This window comes from Ruegeria sp. ANG-R, assembly GCF_000813985.1.
Taxonomy (GTDB): Bacteria; Pseudomonadota; Alphaproteobacteria; order Rhodobacterales; family Rhodobacteraceae; genus Ruegeria.
Map to the genome: position 1 here is coordinate 1254146 of NZ_JWLJ01000001.1, position 18801 is coordinate 1272946.

The 18801-nt window shown below is 59.2% G+C and carries 19 protein-coding genes; 6 read left to right on the forward strand and 13 right to left on the reverse strand.

Annotation, left to right across the window (positions count from 1 at the left end):
- Nucleotides 1-14 precede the first annotated feature (14 nt).
- The 4 genes from RA27_RS06225 to RA27_RS06240 form a co-directional block, all read right to left on the reverse strand.
- Nucleotides 15-1061 (reverse strand): methyltransferase domain-containing protein, encoded by a 1047-nt coding sequence (locus RA27_RS06225; protein WP_039535888.1) that lies wholly within the window; start codon nucleotides 1059-1061, stop codon nucleotides 15-17.
- Nucleotides 1062-1158: 97 nt separating this feature from the next.
- Complete coding sequence (locus RA27_RS06230) at nucleotides 1159-2271, reverse strand: hypothetical protein (RefSeq protein WP_039535889.1); 1113 nt, start codon at nucleotides 2269-2271, stop codon at nucleotides 1159-1161.
- A 2-nt stretch (nucleotides 2272-2273) separates the two neighbouring features.
- The gene (locus RA27_RS06235; RefSeq protein ID WP_039535890.1) at nucleotides 2274-3053 is read right to left on the reverse strand and encodes an SDR family oxidoreductase; all 780 of its coding nucleotides are present in this window, start codon (nucleotides 3051-3053) and stop codon (nucleotides 2274-2276) included.
- Between the two features lie 71 nt (nucleotides 3054-3124).
- Entirely contained in the window at nucleotides 3125-3487 is a 363-nt protein-coding gene (locus tag RA27_RS06240; protein ID WP_039535891.1) for a SnoaL-like domain-containing protein, read from the reverse strand.
- 109 nt (nucleotides 3488-3596) lie between these two features.
- Between RA27_RS06240 and RA27_RS06245 the strand changes: the two genes are divergently transcribed.
- The 3 genes from RA27_RS06245 to RA27_RS06255 all read left to right on the forward strand — a co-directional run bounded on the left by RA27_RS06245 (nucleotide 3597) and on the right by RA27_RS06255 (nucleotide 7684).
- Complete coding sequence (locus RA27_RS06245; protein ID WP_039535893.1) at nucleotides 3597-5201, forward strand: peptide chain release factor 3; 1605 nt, start codon at nucleotides 3597-3599, stop codon at nucleotides 5199-5201.
- A complete protein-coding gene (locus RA27_RS06250; RefSeq protein WP_241484010.1) occupies nucleotides 5129-6148 on the forward strand; it encodes a glycosyltransferase family 2 protein in 1020 nt (339 codons plus the stop codon). The genes RA27_RS06245 and RA27_RS06250 overlap by 73 nt, the downstream gene beginning before the upstream one ends.
- Before the next feature lie 183 nt (nucleotides 6149-6331).
- Entirely contained in the window at nucleotides 6332-7684 is a 1353-nt protein-coding gene (locus RA27_RS06255; protein ID WP_193746474.1) for a DEAD/DEAH box helicase, read from the forward strand.
- On the opposite strand, the gene RA27_RS06260 is transcribed toward RA27_RS06255, so the two are convergent.
- Genes RA27_RS06260 through RA27_RS06270 form a run of 3 tightly spaced genes read right to left on the reverse strand, consistent with a single transcriptional unit; the run spans nucleotide 7681 to nucleotide 9703 of the window.
- On the reverse strand, nucleotides 7681-8583 hold the full coding sequence (locus RA27_RS06260) for an EamA family transporter (RefSeq protein ID WP_039535897.1): 903 nt from the start codon (nucleotides 8581-8583) through the stop codon (nucleotides 7681-7683). The two genes, RA27_RS06255 and RA27_RS06260, sit on opposite strands and share 4 nt — an antisense overlap.
- Nucleotides 8584-8604: 21 nt before the next feature.
- On the reverse strand, nucleotides 8605-9507 hold the full coding sequence (locus RA27_RS06265) for a fatty acid desaturase (RefSeq protein WP_039535899.1): 903 nt from the start codon (nucleotides 9505-9507) through the stop codon (nucleotides 8605-8607).
- Complete coding sequence (locus RA27_RS06270) at nucleotides 9500-9703, reverse strand: DUF2061 domain-containing protein (protein ID WP_039535902.1); 204 nt, start codon at nucleotides 9701-9703, stop codon at nucleotides 9500-9502. The genes RA27_RS06265 and RA27_RS06270 overlap by 8 nt, the downstream gene beginning before the upstream one ends.
- A gap of 108 nt (nucleotides 9704-9811) precedes the next feature.
- Between RA27_RS06270 and RA27_RS06275 the strand changes: the two genes are divergently transcribed.
- Nucleotides 9812-10678 carry a helix-turn-helix transcriptional regulator gene (locus tag RA27_RS06275; protein WP_039535904.1) on the forward strand — a complete coding sequence of 289 codons (867 nt, stop codon included), beginning with the start codon at nucleotides 9812-9814 and terminating at the stop codon, nucleotides 10676-10678.
- A gap of 76 nt (nucleotides 10679-10754) precedes the next feature.
- Nucleotides 10755-10937, forward strand: coding sequence for a hypothetical protein (locus RA27_RS06280; RefSeq protein ID WP_039535906.1), 183 nt, complete (start codon nucleotides 10755-10757; stop codon nucleotides 10935-10937).
- Nucleotide 10938: 1 nt separating this feature from the next.
- Here the strand turns inward: RA27_RS06280 and RA27_RS06285 are convergent, their stop codons facing one another.
- The 3 genes from RA27_RS06285 to RA27_RS06300 form a co-directional block, all read right to left on the reverse strand.
- Nucleotides 10939-11700 carry an SDR family oxidoreductase gene (locus RA27_RS06285; RefSeq protein ID WP_039535908.1) on the reverse strand — a complete coding sequence of 254 codons (762 nt, stop codon included), beginning with the start codon at nucleotides 11698-11700 and terminating at the stop codon, nucleotides 10939-10941.
- Nucleotides 11697-13163 (reverse strand): carnitine 3-dehydrogenase, encoded by a 1467-nt coding sequence (locus RA27_RS06290; RefSeq protein ID WP_039535910.1) that lies wholly within the window; start codon nucleotides 13161-13163, stop codon nucleotides 11697-11699. The genes RA27_RS06285 and RA27_RS06290 overlap by 4 nt, the downstream gene beginning before the upstream one ends.
- Before the next feature lie 412 nt (nucleotides 13164-13575).
- On the reverse strand, nucleotides 13576-14493 hold the full coding sequence (locus tag RA27_RS06300; RefSeq protein WP_039535914.1) for a 3-keto-5-aminohexanoate cleavage protein: 918 nt from the start codon (nucleotides 14491-14493) through the stop codon (nucleotides 13576-13578).
- Between the two features lie 129 nt (nucleotides 14494-14622).
- Here RA27_RS06300 and RA27_RS06305 point away from each other — a divergent pair, with 129 nt between their 5' ends.
- Nucleotides 14623-15612 (forward strand): GlxA family transcriptional regulator, encoded by a 990-nt coding sequence (locus RA27_RS06305; protein WP_039535916.1) that lies wholly within the window; start codon nucleotides 14623-14625, stop codon nucleotides 15610-15612.
- 76 nt (nucleotides 15613-15688) lie between these two features.
- On the opposite strand, the gene RA27_RS06310 is transcribed toward RA27_RS06305, so the two are convergent.
- Genes RA27_RS06310 through RA27_RS06320 form a run of 3 tightly spaced genes read right to left on the reverse strand, consistent with a single transcriptional unit; the run spans nucleotide 15689 to nucleotide 18693 of the window.
- The gene (locus RA27_RS06310) at nucleotides 15689-16735 is read right to left on the reverse strand and encodes an aldo/keto reductase (protein WP_039535918.1); all 1047 of its coding nucleotides are present in this window, start codon (nucleotides 16733-16735) and stop codon (nucleotides 15689-15691) included.
- A 28-nt stretch (nucleotides 16736-16763) separates the two neighbouring features.
- Nucleotides 16764-17222 (reverse strand): DNA polymerase III subunit chi, encoded by a 459-nt coding sequence (locus RA27_RS06315; protein ID WP_039535919.1) that lies wholly within the window; start codon nucleotides 17220-17222, stop codon nucleotides 16764-16766.
- 4 nt (nucleotides 17223-17226) lie between these two features.
- Nucleotides 17227-18693 (reverse strand): leucyl aminopeptidase, encoded by a 1467-nt coding sequence (locus RA27_RS06320; protein ID WP_039537069.1) that lies wholly within the window; start codon nucleotides 18691-18693, stop codon nucleotides 17227-17229.
- Nucleotides 18694-18801 lie beyond the last annotated feature (108 nt).

The window sequence follows — 18801 nt, forward strand, 5'->3', positions numbered from 1 at the left end:
TCAGGCGCAAGGGATCAGCAACACCCGGCGGACGCAGCTTCGCCCTGAGCGACAAACGGGCTATCCCCGCCGCAGCCTTCGAAAATACCGTAATGGGTCGAGAAATCGCCGATGAACTCGAAATGTCGTGCAAAACGAGTGTCGTGCAGCATCATCCACGTGTTGCCGCAAACCGGAAACACCTTGCCGGCCTCGATCATGTGATGATCATCCAGCGCGAACGCGTGCGGCGCATGTGGCACCGTGCCTTTGTAGATCACTGCCTGGCCGTAGTCTTCGCAAGCGGGCTCCAACTGCGACAGTTTGAACAAACGGTAGGTGGCCGAGATAAAGCTCAGCGGCGCAACCCGTTGTTCCAGGGCCGGGTTCTCGATGGTCAAAGGCCGATGCGTGACCCGGCGCGGATCACCAAACCCGGCGGCCCGTGACATCGAAAGAAAATCGTTCCAGTATAACGCGCCCGAAAGGCATTCGCCATACAGCACCTCATCCTCGGCCATAGCCTTGGGCACCCGACGATCAGCGTAGACATCCGAGAAATACATCTCACCGCCCTCTTTCAGCAGGCGATGGGCACCGCGTAGAACGGCGGCCTTGTCGGTCGCCAGGTTGATCACGCAGTTCGAGACGATGATATCGAACGAACCGGGCTCGAGGCCCAGCTCATCCAGCTTTTCGATATAGCCATGATGAAACTCGACATTGCTGGCCGAATGCCCAAAGGCCTGCGCATGGAAACCCTGATGCGCACGCGCCACATCGAGTTGCTCAGGCGTCATGTCGACGCCGACAACCCGGCCAGTCTCACCAACCATTGCGGACAGAGCATACACATCCCGGCCCGCACCACAGCCCAGATCCAGAATATGCATTCCCTCCAGATCCAGCGGCGCGATCAGTCCGCATCCATAGTAACGCGTCAGCACATCATCATGAATTTGCGACAGAATTCCCTTGACATGATCCGGCATATCATCCGGGGTACAGCACGCATTTGTCTGCAAATCCGCGCTGCCTTGCAGCACCTCGCCATAGTAATTCTGCACAGCCTCATGCTTCATCGGGGCAATCCTTTTGTCACTGGTTGCATTGCAGCTAGTGCAGCGGGCCGCACCGCGCAATCCGGCGCTGCCCGATCTGACGAAACCGTGACAGCGCTCAGGCCAGCAGGTCGAAATCCACGCCTGCGCGCACCCGCCCGTTCACCTGAATCTCCAACCGGTGTGGCCCGGGAACCAGCTTGAACGTCGTTGCATTGCCCTTGAGCTTGTGCCGCTTGCTAAGTGTCAGCAGACCACCCCTAAGCTCGGCCTGTTTCAGTTTGTGAACTTTGGGTGAAATTTTTCCGCCAGGCCGTTGGAAATGCACGATATAATCAATCAATACTGGTTGATCTTCCGGGCCATTCAGTTGGGTATCAAACTCCAGCGCGTCACCGATACGGGCTGGACCGTTTACCTGAACCTCGACCGTAATGTCCGCATCAGGATCGTATCCCAAAGCCTTCATCGCACCCGGGTGCCCCGATTTCACGAGGCCCCGTAATGCATGAGATGTCATCCAATTCAACTCACCCTTGTCCTGCCGCCCTGCCTCGCCCCAGTCACGCAGACGTTCCAGCACCAGATCGGGGTCTTTCTTTGTTATGTCGTTCAGATGATTGGCAACCGAGCGCGTCACATAGCGCGTCTGATCCGAATACAGTCGGTCCAGCAACGGCAACGGGTCTGACAGGTCCAAGCCAACAGCCTGCCCCCATGGCAAACGTGGCCGCGTGCCTTCGCTGACCAGACGACGCACGTGATAGCTGGGATGCGTGCACCAGTCCTGCATCCGCTTCATCACCCTTTCGGGATGATGGTTCAGAAACGGACGGATCGCCCATTCCATCGAAAATCGCTGCGTCACCTCTTCCAATACATCCAGTGCCAAATCGGGATGATCCTGACCGATCGCACAAACCCAGTCACCCAGAGGGGCAAAGATGAAATCGCCGAAATCATCATCCGTTTTATTGGGGTCCAGCGGAGGCGGCAACGCTTGCAAAATGACCGGAGCCACCGCGGGTAAATCACCCGGTACCGCGTCTTGCAGGCACTCAGCAATCCACGCCATACGCTCTTTCAGTTCGAGCTCAGGCAAGCGCGACATCACCTTTGTCACAAATGCATCTACCTTGAAATCAGTATCAGCATCAGCGAACAAGCCCGCAAGAAAGCTTACCTTTTCCGCGTTGAACAACTGATCTTTCAGTGAGAAATTCTGCGCCATATCTACATCGTCAGATTGGTTGCGCCACCGTCCAGCAATATGTTCTGCCCGACTATGAACCCAGCATGTTGCGAACATAGAAATGCACACGCCGCCCCAAACTCTTCCCGCGTACCGTAGCGGCGTGCGGGGATGGTCGCGGCGCGCTCGGCCCGCGCCTCGGCCAACGAGATACCCTTCTGCGCCGACACCCCGCCATCCAGTGCATCCGCACGGTCGGTGGCGTGGATACCAGGCAGCAGGTTATTGATCGTCACGCCATGTGGCGCCACCTGACGCGATGTGCCGGCAACATAGCCGGTCAATCCGGTTCGCGCCGCATTCGACAAGCCCAGCACGGCAATCGGCGCGCGCACCGACTGCGAGGTGATATTCACCACGCGCCCCCAGCCCTTATCCATCATTCCCGGCAGCAGAGCCTTCATGAAAGCAATGGGAGTCAGCATATTGGCGTCCAGCGCCTTGATGAAATCGTCCCGCTCCCAGTCGGACCACATACCCGGAGGCGGTCCACCCGCGTTTGTCACAAGAATATCAACGCCCTGCGCGGCATCTATCACCTCGGCCTGACCCTCAGGCGTGGTCACGTCGCAGGCGACGGCCTGCACAGCGATGCCATAGCTCGACCGCAGGCGCGTGGCCTCGGCCTCTAATGCCTCGGCCCCGCGCGCATTCATCACAAGGTCGACGCCTGCCTGAGCAAGCGCCTCGGCACAGCCCAAACCCAGCCCTTTGCTGCTGGCGCAAACCAACGCTCGTTTTCCACGAATTCCCAAATCCATTCTGGCCCTCCCTATCCTTGCGACACATCTAGCACCGGCCCGGCAAGGAAGGCCAGAATGGGATCAATCTCTTAGTAGAAGAACTCTTCCCTCACGATCTTGCCGTCGGCGACGTGATAGACACCGATCTCACGCATATCGAAGGTCTCTCCGCTCTCTTTGACTTTGCCCTGTATCTCAAAAATGACGGCAAAGCGGTCCTCGCCATGCGGGAACGGATCACTGACGGAGGCACCCGAGACTTCATGCGCGCCTTCCCACCATTCATGTTTGCCACGGATTGCGTCCCGACCATGCGTTTCGCGCCCCATGCCCATAGCATCCGCAGCCTCGACCGAGACCGCATCCGCGGCGTAAAGCTTGTCCAGATTTTCCTTGGCGCGGTTTTCTCGGCAACCGGCGACCAGCTCGTCAGCGATTTCTTTCAAATTCATTGGTCCACTCCATATTTTGTTCACTATATGTTCTTATTGCCATACCGTCACGATTCGAACCACCCCCTTTGTCTTGCCTCGGCAGGATTCCCCGCCTATACGCGCGAATATGCTTGATACCTCGAACCAACCCACCCTGCCGCCCGAGATCGCCCGGCGCCGGACATTCGCCATCATCTCGCACCCCGATGCGGGCAAGACGACGCTGACGGAAAAGTTTCTGCTGTACGGCGGCGCGATCCAGATGGCTGGACAGGTGCGCGCCAAGGGTGAAGCGCGGCGCACGCGGTCGGACTTTATGCAGATGGAGAAGGATCGCGGCATCTCGGTTTCCGCCTCGGCGATGTCGTTCGATTATGGGAACTTCCGGTTCAATCTGGTGGACACACCCGGCCACAGCGATTTCTCGGAAGATACCTATCGCACGCTGACCGCTGTGGATGCCGCCGTGATGGTGATCGACGGCGCGAAGGGTGTAGAAAGCCAGACGCAGAAACTGTTCGAGGTCTGCCGCCTACGCGATCTGCCGATTCTGACCTTCTGTAACAAAATGGACCGCGAAAGCCGGGATACGTTCGAGATCATAGACGAAATTCAGGAAATGCTGGCCATCGACGTCACGCCTGCCGCCTGGCCGATTGGTGTGGGTCGCGATTTTATCGGCTGCTATGACATGCTGCGCGACCGGCTTGACCTGATGGACCGCGCCGACCGCAACAAGGTGGCCGAAAGCATCCAGATCGACGGTCTGGATGATCCGAAACTGGCCGAACATGTACCCGAACACCTGCTTGAGAAACTGCTGGAAGAGGTCGAGATGGCACGCGAATTGCTGCCCAAGCTCGACCCTCAGGCGGTGCTTGAGGGGCACATGACCCCGATCTGGTTCGGCTCGGCCATCAACTCTTTTGGCGTCAAGGAACTGATGGAAGGCATTGGGGCTTATGGCCCGCAGCCGCAGGTTCAATCGGCTGAACCGCGTCAGATTGCGCCTGATGAGAAGAAAGTCGCAGGGTTCGTCTTCAAGGTACAAGCCAATATGGACCCCAAGCACCGCGACCGGGTGGCGTTTGTACGCATGGCGAGCGGCCATTTCAAGCGCGGCATGAAGCTGACCCATGTACGGTCGAAAAAGCCGATGGCAATTTCGAATCCGGTCCTGTTTCTCGCGTCCGACCGTGAACTGGCCGAGGAAGCCTGGGCTGGTGATATCATCGGCATCCCGAACCACGGTCAGCTGCGCATCGGCGACACGCTGACCGAGGGTGAAGCGATCCGAGTAACCGGCATCCCCTCCTTCGCACCGGAATTGCTGCAAACGGTGCGCGCGGGTGACCCATTGAAGGCAAAGCATCTGGAAAAAGCCCTGATGCAATTTGCCGAAGAAGGCGCGGCTAAAGTCTTCAAACCCTCCATCGGGTCAGGCTTCATCGTCGGTGTTGTCGGTGCGCTGCAATTCGAAGTGCTCGCCAGCCGGATTGAGATGGAATACGGCCTGCCCGTGCGGTTTGAGGCGTCTCAGTTCACCTCGGCCCGTTGGGTCAGTGGCGACAAGGCTGAGATCGACAAATTCGTCAACGCGAACAAGCAGCACATCGCCCACGACCACGATGGTGACATCGTTTATCTGACGCGCCTGCAATGGGATATCGATCGGGTGGTCCGCGATTATCCGGCGCTGAATCTGACCGCGACCAAGGAAATGATGAACTGACGGATACAGCGGCCAATCCGAAAACGACTACGTGGGGGATCGTATCCACGATCCGCGCCCCGCGTCAGGACATTCTGCGCTTTGCCGCCCACCATCTCGATATCGGTGCGGACCGGATTCACATTTTTCTGGACGAGCCGGTCCAGGGGGATATCACCGCCCTGCGCGAACACCCCCGGATCAGGGTGCGCACCTGCGATGCGGCGTTCTGGAAACGACGTGGGCGCGATAGGCCGGACAAACATCAGGTCCGGCAATCCTCGAACGCCAATCTGATCTACAATCGCACTGATCTGGATTGGGTCGCACATATCGATGTGGACGAGTTCCTTTGGCCGATGTCTCCGATCTCAGACTTGCTAAGCGACATTCCCGATGACATCCCGGCCGTACGCGTCCGCCCGATTGAGGCGCTGGCGGGGGGCGCGGACCTCTACAAAGCCTTCATTCCTGAAGGAAAGCACAGGCAGGCGCTGGTCGAGTCGCTTTATCCCAGTTTCGGTAGTTACGTTCTGGCCGGTTTCATGAGTCACATTCAGGGCAAGCTGTTCGTGCGCCGTGGCCAGAAAAAGCTCAGTGACCGCATCCACAACCTCTATCAGCACGGCGAATTTCTACCTGTCAAAACCGAGCTGCCGCAGGTCGATCTCTGCCACCGCCACGCCCCGGATTGGGAGCATTGGCTGGCGCACTACCGCTTCCGCCTCGAGCGGGGCTCGTATCAGGCCAGCCCGGATCGCCCGCGAAAGGTAGGTGCGCTGGACAAGTTCGAATTGTTCAGCCTTCTGGAAGCCGAATACGGGCTCGATGGCCTGAAGGAATTTTATGATGAAATCAGCGCAGCCGACCCGGAAGTGCTGGAACGGCTTGAAGACAATGACATGATCCGCCATCGCCCGCTTGATCTGGACCGGAAAGTCGCGAAACACTTCCCCGGAACCATCTGAATTGTTGCAGAAATCCTTGTTTGTACCCGATATGCCGCAAGTTAAACCGTCTTCATTTGACCCTGCCCCACGTTTTTGTTATGCCCGCGCCACAGCCGAAACGCGCATGGGGCGCATGGCCCCCCGGGCCCGGCATTTTCAGACGCGCGGGCCAGGTCTAGTGTCCGCATGAACCGGACATACATGACAAAGTTTAACGAACTGAACCTGAACCCGAAGGTCCTCAAAGCCATTGAGGAAGCCGGATACGAAACTCCAACCCCGATTCAGGAGGGCGCGATTCCCGCAGCTCTTGAGGGGCGCGATGTTCTGGGGATTGCCCAGACCGGCACCGGCAAGACCGCCAGCTTCACCCTGCCGATGATCACTCTGCTGGCGCGCGGACGCGCACGGGCGCGGATGCCGCGTTCGCTGGTGCTGTGTCCGACTCGGGAACTGGCAGCACAGGTTGCCGAGAATTTCGACACTTACGCCAAGCATCTCAAGCTGACCAAAGCGCTGTTGATTGGTGGCGTTTCGTTCAAAGAACAGGACGCGCTGATCGACCGGGGCGTTGACGTGCTGATCGCAACTCCGGGCCGCCTGCTGGATCATTTCGAACGCGGCAAGCTGCTGCTGACCGGCGTGCAGATCATGGTAGTGGACGAAGCCGACCGGATGCTCGACATGGGGTTCATCCCCGATATCGAACGCATCTTCTCGCTGACGCCGTTCACGCGCCAGACGCTGTTTTTCTCGGCCACGATGGCACCCGAGATTGAGCGAATCACAGATACCTTCCTGTCTGCCCCCACCCGGGTCGAGGTTGCGCGTCAGGCCACCGCCTCGGAAACCATCGAACAGGGTGTGGTCATGTTCAAAGGCGGGCGTCGTGATCGCGAAGCCAGCCAGAAACGCAAAACGTTGCGTGCGCTGATCGATGCCGAAGGTGAAAAGTGCACCAACGCGATCATCTTCTGCAACCGCAAGACGGATGTGGATATCTGCACTAAGTCGCTAAAGAAATACGGCTATAACGCCGCCGCCATCCATGGCGACCTAGACCAGTCGCAGCGGATGAAAACTCTGGACGGGTTCCGCGATGGTTCATTGCGGCTGCTGGTCGCGTCAGACGTGGCGGCGCGGGGTCTGGATATCCCGTCGGTCAGCCATGTGTTCAACTTCGACGTTCCCGGCCATGCCGAGGATTACGTCCACCGCATCGGCCGCACCGGACGCGCCGGGCGCGAAGGCAAAGCGATTACGATCTGTTCGGGCCGCGATGAAAAGGCTCTGGCCGCGATCGAAAGCCTGATCCAGAAAGACATTCCGCGCATCGACAATCCGGTCAAGGCCGATGAACCGAAGCCTGATGCGCCAAAGCCCGAGAAAAAAGCCAAAGCGCCGGACAGCAAGAAAGGCGAGAGCCGCAAAGAGCGCGAGCCTAAAACCCGTGGCCGTGGTCGTCGCGACGATGGCGGGCCCGCAGTTGTGGGCATGGGCGATCACCTGCCCAGCTTTATCGCACTCAGCTTTGATGAGCGTCGCGCCGGCTAGATTGTCAGCACAAGCGCCAGTATCGACAGGCCAAGCAACGTCATCCCGGCGATTTCGCGCCGGGTGATGGTTTCCCGGAAAAACAGCAGCGATGCGAACAAGCTGAGGATCAGTTCGATCTGTCCCAGAGCCTTGACGTAGGCCGCGTTCTGTAACGTGAATGCAAAGAACCAACAGAATGAACCGCAAAGGCTGGTCAGTCCGACGAAAACTCCGGTCCGACGGGTCTCCCATACGGCGCGCAACTCAGCCCGGTCCCGCCACAGCAGCCACAACCACATACTGAGGAACTGGAACGTCACGACCGCCGCCAACGTCACGAGTGCCCGGAACCAGGCGTCGATCTCGCCCAATTGCAACGAAGCACCGCGATAGCTGACTGACGAAAAGGCAAACAATACGCCAGAGCCCAATCCAAGACGCGACGCCTTGTTGGTCAGGTGCTGCCACCACACGCCGCTGCCTCCGGGTGTTTTCGACAACAGCAGGACGGCCATCAATCCAAGCAGAATAGCGCCAAATGCGCCAACCGAGACCTGATCACCAAGGATGAGGAACCCTACGATAGCCGTTTGAATAACCTCGGTTTTCTTGAATGTAATCCCGACCGCAAAGTTCCGTTGCTTGAACAGAGCCACCACGCAGATCGTGGCGAGAATCTGCGACGTTCCGCCGATCACCGCAAATACCCAGAACTTGACCGTGAGCGCCGGCAGTTCGTATCCCGTTACCCGCAGCGCAATGAAAAGCCCGAGCAGGGCCAAGGGCATCGAATAGGCAAATCGCGCGAATGTTGCCCCGGCAGCCGAGAGTTTCGCGCTGCTCAGCGATTTCTGCAACATGAACCGCACCGTCTGAAACGACGCGGCAGCAATGGTGACGGGAATCCATAAACTCATGGCTTCCCTTCTGTCGCTAAATCAGGGCTTTGGCCAGAGCGGATGCGCAACCGGGTCCTTGGCGCGCCAGAAGTACTCGCGGAATATCTGCGCGTATGAGCGGTATACATAGGCCTCGTTACAGGCCAGATAACGTTCTTTTCCGGTGCGATAGAGCGCAGGCAAGCGATACCACGGCGCCGATGGATTCATGTGATGAACGACGTGTAGGTTATTGTTCAAAAATAGAAATGCCAGAAGTCCGCGATCTTCGACGATCACCGTTCGGGCGCGGGATTTCTCATGCGCACGATGTTCCAGAAACGTGCGAATCTTGACCAACCCCAACCCGACATACGCCGACAGGACAAATGCCCAGACCGGCATCTGGGACTGCATGACAATCCCGAGCACCACTATAACCCCCGGCACATGCAACGCCCAGGCTAACAAAATCGCCCGGTCTCCGCGCAGGACACCTCGCCATTCATCCCGCAAAAAAGCAATCTGCCCGATTGCGGGGCCAACAACCATCCGCCCCAGCAGGGTATTGTTCAGGTGATAGAGGCGTTTCTGCCAACCCGCCAGACCGGCCCAGACCTGAGGATCGAGATAGTTGGTTTCAGGATCATCGTAGGGATCGGTCAGGTTAGCATCACAATGATGCGCCAGATGCAGATCGCGAAACCGATTGTAAGGGATAAAAAGCGTCAACGGCAGCGCCATCAGCGCTTCATTCAGCCATTTCTGTCGGAACGGATGTCCATGCAGCGCCTCATGGGTCAGCGAGGAATGCAGCGCAGCAACCAGCCCCATGGCCAAAACAGCGAGCCACAAGGTCATGCCAGCCAACCAGAAAATCGTGCCCAGCCACGCAAGATAACACGCCGCGATCAGGGCAAAGGTCACCCATTCGGGCGATTTGGGTGTAGCGGGATCAGCCATTGCGACCCCACGAAATTCCGGCCCAGATACGCTCGTAAATCACGTACATCGTCAAACCGATGGCCGTATTAACCAGTGCAACCATCCCTCCAAGCGCTGCCGAGCCTGTGGCGATCAAACCAACCAGCGTCATCATCGCCAGCCCCATCGCATTCCACACCAGCGCTTTCACGACCGACCTGCGTCGCGTTTCCATTCCGGACCCCATTCTTGTTTTTGTAACACCAGCGTTACAGACAGAGCCACGGGTCGGGAATTCTGAATATGATTAACAATTCTCAACGGATGTGATATTTATCAACATATGATAGATAAAATAGACAAACGGGACCGCGCATCCCGATTTCGTCAACGTCTGGCGCGGGCAATGCAGGATCGAGATGTCAGCCAAAGCGCCCTCGCGCGCGACATCGGTGTCGACCGGTCGACCGTCTCGCAATTGCTGACCGGTGCCGGTGCGCGGCTTCCAAATGCACATGTTGTCGGCAGTTGTGCCTCAGCGCTCGGGGTGTCCGCTGACTGGCTGCTTGGACTATCCAATCGCCCCGAGAGCGCGGCGGAACTGCTGGCCAGTTCGCTTACTCTGACCGAGGCCGCCCGCGCGCTGGTTGATGAGCGCATCTTTGAATGGCACCAGGAGGCCGCCGGGTACAAGATACGCTATGTTCCGGCCACCCTGCCCGACATGCTCAAGACCCGCGCCGTGCTGGAATGGGAATACGCTCCTCATTTGGGCCGTACGGCGGATCAGGCTATCGGGGCGTCAGCAGACCGGCTGGCCTGGATGCGCAGCGCCCAGTCCGATTATGAGATCGCCATGCCGTTATACGAGCTTCACAGCTTCGCTCATGCCGTTGGCTATTACGACGGGCTGCCGCTTCAGGTCCGTCTGGACCAGATCGATCACCTGCTGTCGCTGTGCGAGCAGCTTTACCCACGTCTGCGCATCTATCTTTTTGATGCGAAACGGCTTTACTCTGCCCCCGTCACGATATTCGGTCCGCTTCTATGCGTGTTCTATGCCGGAAGCCACTACATGGCTTTCCGAGACCGCGACCGGATTGAGGTCTTTACTCTCCATTTCGACCGGCTGGTGCGTGAGGCGGATTTGACCGCGCGTGATTTCCCGGACCATCTGCGGCAATTGCGGGCTGAAATCACTCAGGCATGACCTGAATTGAAAGCTGTAGTATAGTCGCTTGGCGCGAACCTACAGACATTCCGATCTGAGATGGAGGATGACGGGAATGGACGCACTCAAAACCGCTGAATACGCACGTGCCCTGTACACGGCCCATGGCGATCGGGCCGAGGCCGAAGCCGCACAGAAAATGCGCGAATGCGAGGCCGCCGGAAACCAGCAAGAGGCAAAGGACTGGCAGGCCGTCCGTGGCGCAATCCGCCAGATTCGCGGCCCCAACCAGGGCTGATTCACAGTTTCGGGTCGGGATTGACCGTATGACCATCCACCGCGATCACCTGACCCGACACCAGCCGCGCCGCATCTGACGCCAGAAATACAGCCATATTCGCGATGTCCTGTGCCTCGACAAAGCGACCCATGGACGTGCCCGAGGCATAGCCCAGATAGACCTGGTCGCGGGTCATACCCTTGGCGGCGGCCTCGCGCTGCAACACGCCCTCCATACGCGGACCTTCAACCGAGCCCGGGCAGATCACATTGCAGCGGACACCATGCGGCCCAAGCTCCATCGCCAGCGTTTTGCCCAAGCCCACCATGCCCCACTTCGCCGCCGCATAGGGCGCGCGGTTGGGATAGCCGTATTGGCCAGCAGTCGAAGACGTGATCAGGATCGCACCGCTGCGCTGCCGTTTCATCAGAGGTGCCGCGTATTTAGAGCACAGAAATGCCCCCTCAAGATTGATGGAAAGGCACGACCTCCAATCCGTCAGAGACACGTTCTCGATCGCGGCGGTGGGACCCGCTATCCCCGCATTCGCGCAGAGCACATCAAGCCCACCCCATTCGGTCTCAAGATCAGTAAACGCAGCCGCGACAGCAGCTTCATCTGACACATCAAGCTGGCTTTGTTTCCAATGCTTCGGGCAATCCGCCAGAGCATCCGCATCCACATCCGCAACCCAGACCTGAGCCCCGGCGGCGTCGAACGCTTCAGCCATGGCCCTGCCGACGCCCGAGGCGCCAGCGGTAATAAAAACCCTGCTGCTCATGCGGGTTTGCGGATCGCAGCGCCCGCGCCTTCGGGATAAGGCAACCCGGCCTGCGCCTCTGCCACCCGCGCCATTGCAGCTTCGATTTCAGGTGACGGCGGGCTTGGGCGACGGGTCTGAAGGCTGACATGCAGCAAGAAGCTTTCGCCCGTGGCCAGCAGCGTTTCACCCTCATACATGCTGTGGAAGACATGCAGTTTCTTACCCTGCCCCAACAACATCTGTGTGCGGCATTCGATCCGCGCTCCCGCATGTGTTTCGTTCATATAGCGGATGTGATTCTCGGCGGTGAAATAGCTGCCGCCCGTGGCGATATACTCCATGTCGCAGCCAATGATTTCCATGAACCGGTCGGTGGCAGCGGCAAAAGCCTCGAGGTATTTGGCCTCGTTCATGTGACCATTGTAGTCGGTCCAGTCCAGCGGAACCGCGCGGGAAAGAGTCAGGATCGGCTGGCTCAAGTCCGCCTGATCCAGCGTCGGCAGCGCGCCCGGCTTCAAAGCCGCGTCATGCTGGTTCAGCACCGCCCCCGCACCATAGTTCTGCGCCTTCAGCGCCCGCATCATACCCACGAGGTTATTGTCCCGGATACGCTCCAGCTCACGAATCGAGTGCATACCGGACTGCGCATCCGACTGATCAGCGATCATGTCGACCAGCTCGTCGGTGAACTCGGGCACGTCCATGAGCTTGGTCCAGGGCCATTTCAGCGCCGGGCCGAATTGAGCCATGAAATGCCGCATCCCGGCTTCGCCACCGGCCACGCGATAGGTCTCGAACAGCCCCATCTGCGCCCAACGGATACCAAACCCCATGCGGATGGCTTCATCGATCTCTTCGGTCGTTGCGATGCCGTCTTTCACCAGCCAAAGCGCCTCGCGCCACACCGCCTCAAGGAACCGGTCGGCAATATGCGCGTCGATCTCTTTCTTGACGTGTAGCGGGAAGAAGCCGACCGAGGTCAACAGCTCTTTGGCCCGCCCAATCAACTCGGGCGCATTCCTGTCGGTTGGCACCAGTTCGATCAGCGGCAGCAGGTAAACCGGGTTGAACGGGTGGGTCACCACGATCTGCTCGGGCCGCAACGCGCCTTCCTGCAGCTCCGATGGCTTGAACCCGCTGGTCGAAGACCCGATGATTGCATCCGGATCGCACGCCTCCTGCAGGCCCGTGTAAACCTTCTGCTTCAGATCGAGCCTTTCTGGCACGCTTTCCTGAATCCAGATCGCACCCTGAACCGCTTCACCGAGATCATCATGAAAGCTCAGCGCCCCTTCGGGTGGCAGAGGTACATCACTGAGCCCCGGCAATGAGCGGCGGGCATTCTCCAACACCTCACCGATCTTCCTCTCGGCCTCTGGATCGGGATCGAATATCCGAACGTCCCAACCGTTTAGCAAGAACCGGGCGGCCCAACCGCCACCGATTACGCCACCACCAATGATCGCTGCTGTTTTTTTCATGTCAATTGTCCCGTTATGTAAAGGCGTTCACCACAAACCAACCGAATGTGAGAATCCAACCCCCAACAAATACTATCCCCGCAACCTGCCCCGCTGATTTGAAAGACCGGAGAACAAGACCCGAGATGCTGCCCAAACCAATCAGCGCCGCGCATATCCATGCCCCGAGGCTGGTAAACGCGACAGGTGGGAGAGCGCCTCCGGAGTCAGGAAACTCAACAATCATCAGGATCAACCAACCAACTATGAAAAGTAGGATCGCGGTCAGTATTCCTGTCCACCAGCGGGCTTCCGATTGCAGATAAGCCGACAACGCAAGCATCGATGCGAAGAAGAAGGAAAGGCAAAAAAGCATAATCATGCCAACCCAATACCTTTGCGCCCGAAACTTGTCACGCCGGCTCAAACACGCTTACTTCGCCGCAGGCGCCCGCTTAACCAGCCCCAACTTCTCGCGCACTTCCTGCGGTCCGATCACCCGCGCACCCATGTTTTCGATGATGCTGCCCGCGCGCTCGACCAACTGCCAGTTCTCGGCCAGAACACCCTTGTCCAGCCACAGGTTGTCCTCCAGCCCGACGCGCACATTACCGCCGGCTAAAACCGAGGCCGCCACATAAGCCATCTCATTGCGCCCCAGCGAAAACGCGCTGAACGTCCAGTCATCCGGCACATTGTTCACCATCGCCATAAAAGTGTTGAGATCATCCGGAGCACCCCACGGCACACCCATGCACAGCTGGACCAGCGCGTTCGGTTCCAGAATGCCCTCTTTGACCAGCTGCTTGGCAAACCACAGATGTCCGGTATCAAAGGCTTCGATCTCGGGTTTCACTCCCAGATCGGTCATCATCTGCCCCATCGCCCGCAACGCACCCGGCGTGTTGGTCATCACATAGTCGGCCTCGGCAAAGTTCATCGTGCCGCAGTCCAGGGTGCAGATCTCAGGCAAGCACTCCGCTACGTGGGCTACGCGCTCAGTCGCGCCGACCAGATCTGTTCCGGCCTCAGCCAGCGGCAGCGGGTTCTCGACACCCCCAAACACCATATCTCCGCCCATGCCTGCCGTGAGGTTCAGAACCGCGTCAACTTCGGCATCGCGAATGCGGTCCGTGACTTCACGGTACAGAGCCAGATCACGAGACGGCGCACCAGTCTCAGGGTCGCGCACATGGCAATGCACCACAGCCGCGCCGGCTTTCGCTGCGGCAATTGCACTATCGGCAATCTGCTTGGGCGAGCGCGGCACATGTGGGCTGCGATCCTGTGTCCCGCCCGAGCCAGTCACGGCACAGGTGATAAAGACTTCGCGGTTCATTTCGAGTGGCATGGCGTTTTCCCCAGCTTATACCCGGTTTTGCCTTGAGTTTTCCCCAGGCTTCTCCCCGGATTCCGATTTGCGTCAACGCCAACTCTGACGCAGCCTTGGGGAAACTACTTGGCAGAATGCGAATCACACTTGACGAAATCCGCAAAAAACATACTCCAGCCTGAACATCGCGCCCTGAAAACGGCGGTCCTTGTGCTGGACGAATGCAACACGCTCAGCTTTGCAGCCGCCGTCGATCCGATGCGCGCGGCCAACCGGCTGGCAGATCGGCCCGCCTTTGACTGGGACTATGTCACCGCCACTGCGGAACCCGCGATGCTGACCAGCGCCCTGAACGTGCAGGGCATCCCATTGGCCCGTCTGCAAGGCTGCGACCTGATGATCGTTGTCGCCGGTTTCCAACTCGCCCGACATGCAACCCCTAGCCTGCTGGCAGGTCTGCGCCGGATAGCGGCGTCCGGTGCCACGATGGCAGGGATCGACGGCGGTCCCTGGTTGCTGGCCGAAGCAGGTCTGCTCGACGGCCATGCGGCCACCACCCATTGGGAAGACCTGGAAAACTTCGCTGCTCGATTCCCCAATGTGGACGTGCGGCCTGATCGTTTTACCGTTTCTGAGAACCGCCTGACGTCCGGCGGAGCCGTCCCGGCGATCGATATGATGCTGCATATCATCGCCGCCCGCCACGGTGCCGGATTTGCCGCCCGCGTCTCTGGACTGTTCCTTTACGAAGGCGCATCGGAACCGTCAAAACCCCAAAGCCGCACTGGCGCTCCGCATCGCCACACTGCCCTGACGGCCAGGGCCAACTCCCTCATGGAAACCTCACTGGACGATCCGCTGCCGCTGTCTGACATCGCCGAAACCCTCGGCACCAGCGCACGTACGCTGCAGCAACAATTCCGCCTGCGTTTGAATACAACGCCTCAGGATCACTACCTGCAGCTTCGGTTGGCTGAGGCACGCCGGTTGGTTACAGATACCGACATGCCCCTGATGGACGTAGCATTGGCCACGGGCTTTGCTTCACAATCCAGCTTCGCCCGCGCCTTCCGCACAGCGCACGGCCTCTCGGCGCGCGACCTTCGACAAGACCGGACGCAACCGACGCATCACTGACAGGGTCCCTCTTCATCTGGCTCAAAATATCCCGGGCGAGGCGCCATGGGCGACGGGGCAGCGCCCCCTCTCCCCCTCAATACGGCATCGGAAACGCCCGATGTGCCGCACTGATCTCTTCCATCACGGCTTGGGCCAGCTTCATATCCTTGCCCGCCAGCACGTGCTCCAGCTGCGCGACGGTTGTCGCGCCAAAGATGGTCGAGGCCATGAACGGGCGGCTGCGGCACCACGCCAGCGACATATGCACAGGGTCCAGACCATGGCGTGCGGCAATATCCAGATAGACCGCCACCGCATCGAAGACGCGCTCCGTCTTACGCCCACCCATCGCGGGAACCAGAGACATGCGTGACCCCTCCGGCACCGCTCCACCCTGGTACTTCCCGGTCAGGAATCCCGCCGCCAAAGGTGAAAACGCCAGCAATCCGACATCTTCGAACAGGCACAATTCGGCCAGATCGGTATCGAACAACCGGCAGAGCAACGAGTATTCGTTCTGGATCGACGCGACCCGAGGGCCACCGACTTCGTCCGAAGCCCGCAACCACTGTGCGGTCCCCCATGCGCTCTCATTCGACAACCCGAAAGCGCGGATATTGCCCTTATCCACCTGCGCCTGCAGCGCGATCAGGCTTTCCCGCATTTCGTCCACAACCTCATCGCGGTTATGACCCGTCGGCGCAAAATCCCAGTTCTGCCGGAACATATAGCTGCCGCGATTGGGCCAGTGGAACTGATAGAGGTCGATACAGTCCGTCTGCAAACGGCGCAGCGATCCTTCGATGGCTTCCGGGATAGTCTCTTTCGAGATCGGCGCACCGCTCCGCGCATGAACGAAGCCCTCACCGGAGTGTTTCGTGGCCAACACATAATCGCCGCGCCGCGAGCGGTTGGCGGCATTCCAGTTCCCCAGAATCTCTTCGGTGCGCCCAACGGTTTCCGCGGAAATCGGATTCACCGGATACATCTCGGCCGCGTCGACGAAATTGATCCCGCCTGCCAGCGCCATATCCATCTGCCGGTGCGCTTCGGATTCCGAGGTCTGCGTGCCAAAGGTCATCGTGCCCAGACACAGGTCCGACACCATGATCCCTGTGCGGCCCAAAGGCTTCATATCCATCTGAAATCTCCTAGAATAATAAGACCCGTCACGCCTCGGCTTTCTTCTCCCATCGCCCGGATTCCTCAGACCAATACTGCGCCGGGCATCCCGCGCCGGTCAGCGCCTTCCACTGACCGCGCGCGTGTTGCACCGCCTCCGGGTCATGGCCGTCGAACAGAATGCAAACCCGCTCCAGCGCCGAAACTTCATCCGCCTCAACCGGCGCGCCGTCCACGGCCATGACGCAGGTGGCGCCATTGGCAGCCTCGGGTCCGGTCGTCAGCAGGATGGGCTGCGCCTTATCATGCGGGCCACCTTCACGGCCATGCGGCAGGAACCCGTCCTCGGGCCCCAACCACAGTTTCTCATCCAGCCAGTCCATTCGCGCAGGGTCAACACCCCGCACGGCAATCCGCCACCCGGCCTGCCGTGCCTTGCCCAACAGCACAGGCAGAGTGTGCTCCAGCGGCTGACGGGTCAGATGGTAGAAATAGACTGCACCCATGCGCTTACTCGAAATTGTCCTGAACGAACCGGCTCAGTGCGCGAACGCCCCAGCCGGTTGCGCCTTTGGGCGCGTAAGACGTCTCAGAGGACACCGAGGCCACACCCGCGATATCGAGGTGAATCCACGGCGTCTCTTCCTTGACGAAACGCTGCAGGAACTGCGCTGCGGTGATCGAACCGGCAGGCCGTCCGCCCACGTTCTTCATATCCGCGATGCGCGATTTCAGCTGCTTGTCATAGCCTTCCCCCAAGGGCAGCCGCCAAGCGCCTTCATCCTCGACTTTGGCCGATTTCAGGAAGGCGTCACAGAACGTGTCGTTGTTCGAGAATACACCTGCATTTTCATGTCCAAGGCCGATAATGACCGCGCCTGTCAGCGTGGCCAGATCGATCATACCCACTGGTTGGAACCGATCCTGCGCGTACCACATGACGTCACACAGAACCAAACGGCCCTCGGCATCGGTGTTGATGATCTCAACCGTGTCCCCTTTCATCGATTTGACGACATCGCCGGGGCGGGAGGCGTTACCCGAAGGCATGTTCTCAACCAACCCGACCAGGCCCACGACATTGGCTTTGGCTTTGCGTTTCGCCAGCGCCCGCATGGTCCCGGCCACAACACCGGCACCGCCCATGTCCATGGTCATATCTTCCATGCCAGCCGCAGGCTTCAACGAGATACCGCCTGTATCGAAGACAACACCCTTGCCAACCAAGGCCAGCGGGGCGTCATCCTTGTCACCGCCATCCCATTGCATGACAACGACCTTCGAAGGGCTTTCGGAGCCCTGCCCGACGCTCAGCAGAGTACGCATTCCCAGTTCGGCCAGTTTATCCTCTTCCAGTACCTCGACCTTCAGGCCCAGCGATTCCATCTCGACCAGCCGATCGGCGAATTCTGTGGTGGTCAGGACGTTTGCGGGCTCGTTGGTCAGATCGCGCGTCATGCGCACGCCATCGGCGACGGCATAATGCGGAGCAAAAGCAGCTTCTGCCTCATCCGGCTTGGAGTGGCTGATGACGATCTCGCCCGCCGGATCGGCCTCTTTGGTTTTGTGCACATCGAAATCATAGGTCCGCAGTACCATACCCATTGTCAGATCCTCGATACGCACCTGACTGGCCGCCATCACCAGAACGGATTTGCCCGCTGCCAGTTTTGCCAGTTTGGCCCCGGCTTTGCGTGCTTCGTCTGGGTCGGGTCGGCGCGGCAATACCAGCACGTCCAAGGCTTCGGCCGCCATTCCGGCGGGCCAGGCCAGCGAGATCACATCGCCTGATTTGACCTTGCTGAAACGTTCACTCTCGACCAGTCGCGCCACCGCCCCCTTGGTCAGGCGGTTGGCCCGGCGCGCCGCTGGGTTCATCTTTCCATCGGCGGGGATGAGAATGGCGACGCGCCCTTCTGTCTCTGCCATCGCATCCAGGTCGAAAGGGGTAAAACGGACCGGTACCAGACTGCTCATATCATTCTCCTGAAAAATACGTTGCACAAGACCTAGCCCGCGCGGTCGCAGATGACCAGATAGCAGTTTTCCCCGCCCGGCAATTGCATTATGGTCGCGCGAAAACAA

Bases quoted from the DNA above. Each gene is read 5' to 3' on its own strand.
- RA27_RS06290 (WP_039535910.1), bottom strand. From the start codon at position 13,163: ATGAAAAAAACAGCAGCGATCATTGGTGGTGGCGTAATCGGTGGCGGT.
- RA27_RS06270 (WP_039535902.1), bottom strand. From the start codon at position 9,703: ATGGAAACGCGACGCAGGTCGGTCGTGAAAGCGCTGGTGTGGAATGCG.
- RA27_RS06265 (WP_039535899.1), bottom strand. From the start codon at position 9,507: ATGGCTGATCCCGCTACACCCAAATCGCCCGAATGGGTGACCTTTGCC.
- RA27_RS06255 (WP_193746474.1), top strand. From the start codon at position 6,332: ATGACAAAGTTTAACGAACTGAACCTGAACCCGAAGGTCCTCAAAGCC.
- RA27_RS06250 (WP_241484010.1), top strand. From the start codon at position 5,129: ATGGGATATCGATCGGGTGGTCCGCGATTATCCGGCGCTGAATCTGAC.
- RA27_RS06320 (WP_039537069.1), bottom strand. From the start codon at position 18,693: ATGAGCAGTCTGGTACCGGTCCGTTTTACCCCTTTCGACCTGGATGCG.
- RA27_RS06235 (WP_039535890.1), bottom strand. From the start codon at position 3,053: ATGGATTTGGGAATTCGTGGAAAACGAGCGTTGGTTTGCGCCAGCAGC.
- RA27_RS06240 (WP_039535891.1), bottom strand. From the start codon at position 3,487: ATGAATTTGAAAGAAATCGCTGACGAGCTGGTCGCCGGTTGCCGAGAA.
- RA27_RS06300 (WP_039535914.1), bottom strand. From the start codon at position 14,493: ATGCCACTCGAAATGAACCGCGAAGTCTTTATCACCTGTGCCGTGACT.
- RA27_RS06280 (WP_039535906.1), top strand. From the start codon at position 10,755: ATGGACGCACTCAAAACCGCTGAATACGCACGTGCCCTGTACACGGCC.
- RA27_RS06260 (WP_039535897.1), bottom strand. From the start codon at position 8,583: ATGAGTTTATGGATTCCCGTCACCATTGCTGCCGCGTCGTTTCAGACG.
- RA27_RS06230 (WP_039535889.1), bottom strand. From the start codon at position 2,271: ATGGCGCAGAATTTCTCACTGAAAGATCAGTTGTTCAACGCGGAAAAG.
- RA27_RS06315 (WP_039535919.1), bottom strand. From the start codon at position 17,222: ATGGGTGCAGTCTATTTCTACCATCTGACCCGTCAGCCGCTGGAGCAC.
- RA27_RS06285 (WP_039535908.1), bottom strand. From the start codon at position 11,700: ATGAGCAGCAGGGTTTTTATTACCGCTGGCGCCTCGGGCGTCGGCAGG.
- RA27_RS06245 (WP_039535893.1), top strand. From the start codon at position 3,597: ATGCTTGATACCTCGAACCAACCCACCCTGCCGCCCGAGATCGCCCGG.
- RA27_RS06275 (WP_039535904.1), top strand. From the start codon at position 9,812: ATGATAGATAAAATAGACAAACGGGACCGCGCATCCCGATTTCGTCAA.
- RA27_RS06310 (WP_039535918.1), bottom strand. From the start codon at position 16,735: ATGGATATGAAGCCTTTGGGCCGCACAGGGATCATGGTGTCGGACCTG.
- RA27_RS06225 (WP_039535888.1), bottom strand. From the start codon at position 1,061: ATGAAGCATGAGGCTGTGCAGAATTACTATGGCGAGGTGCTGCAAGGC.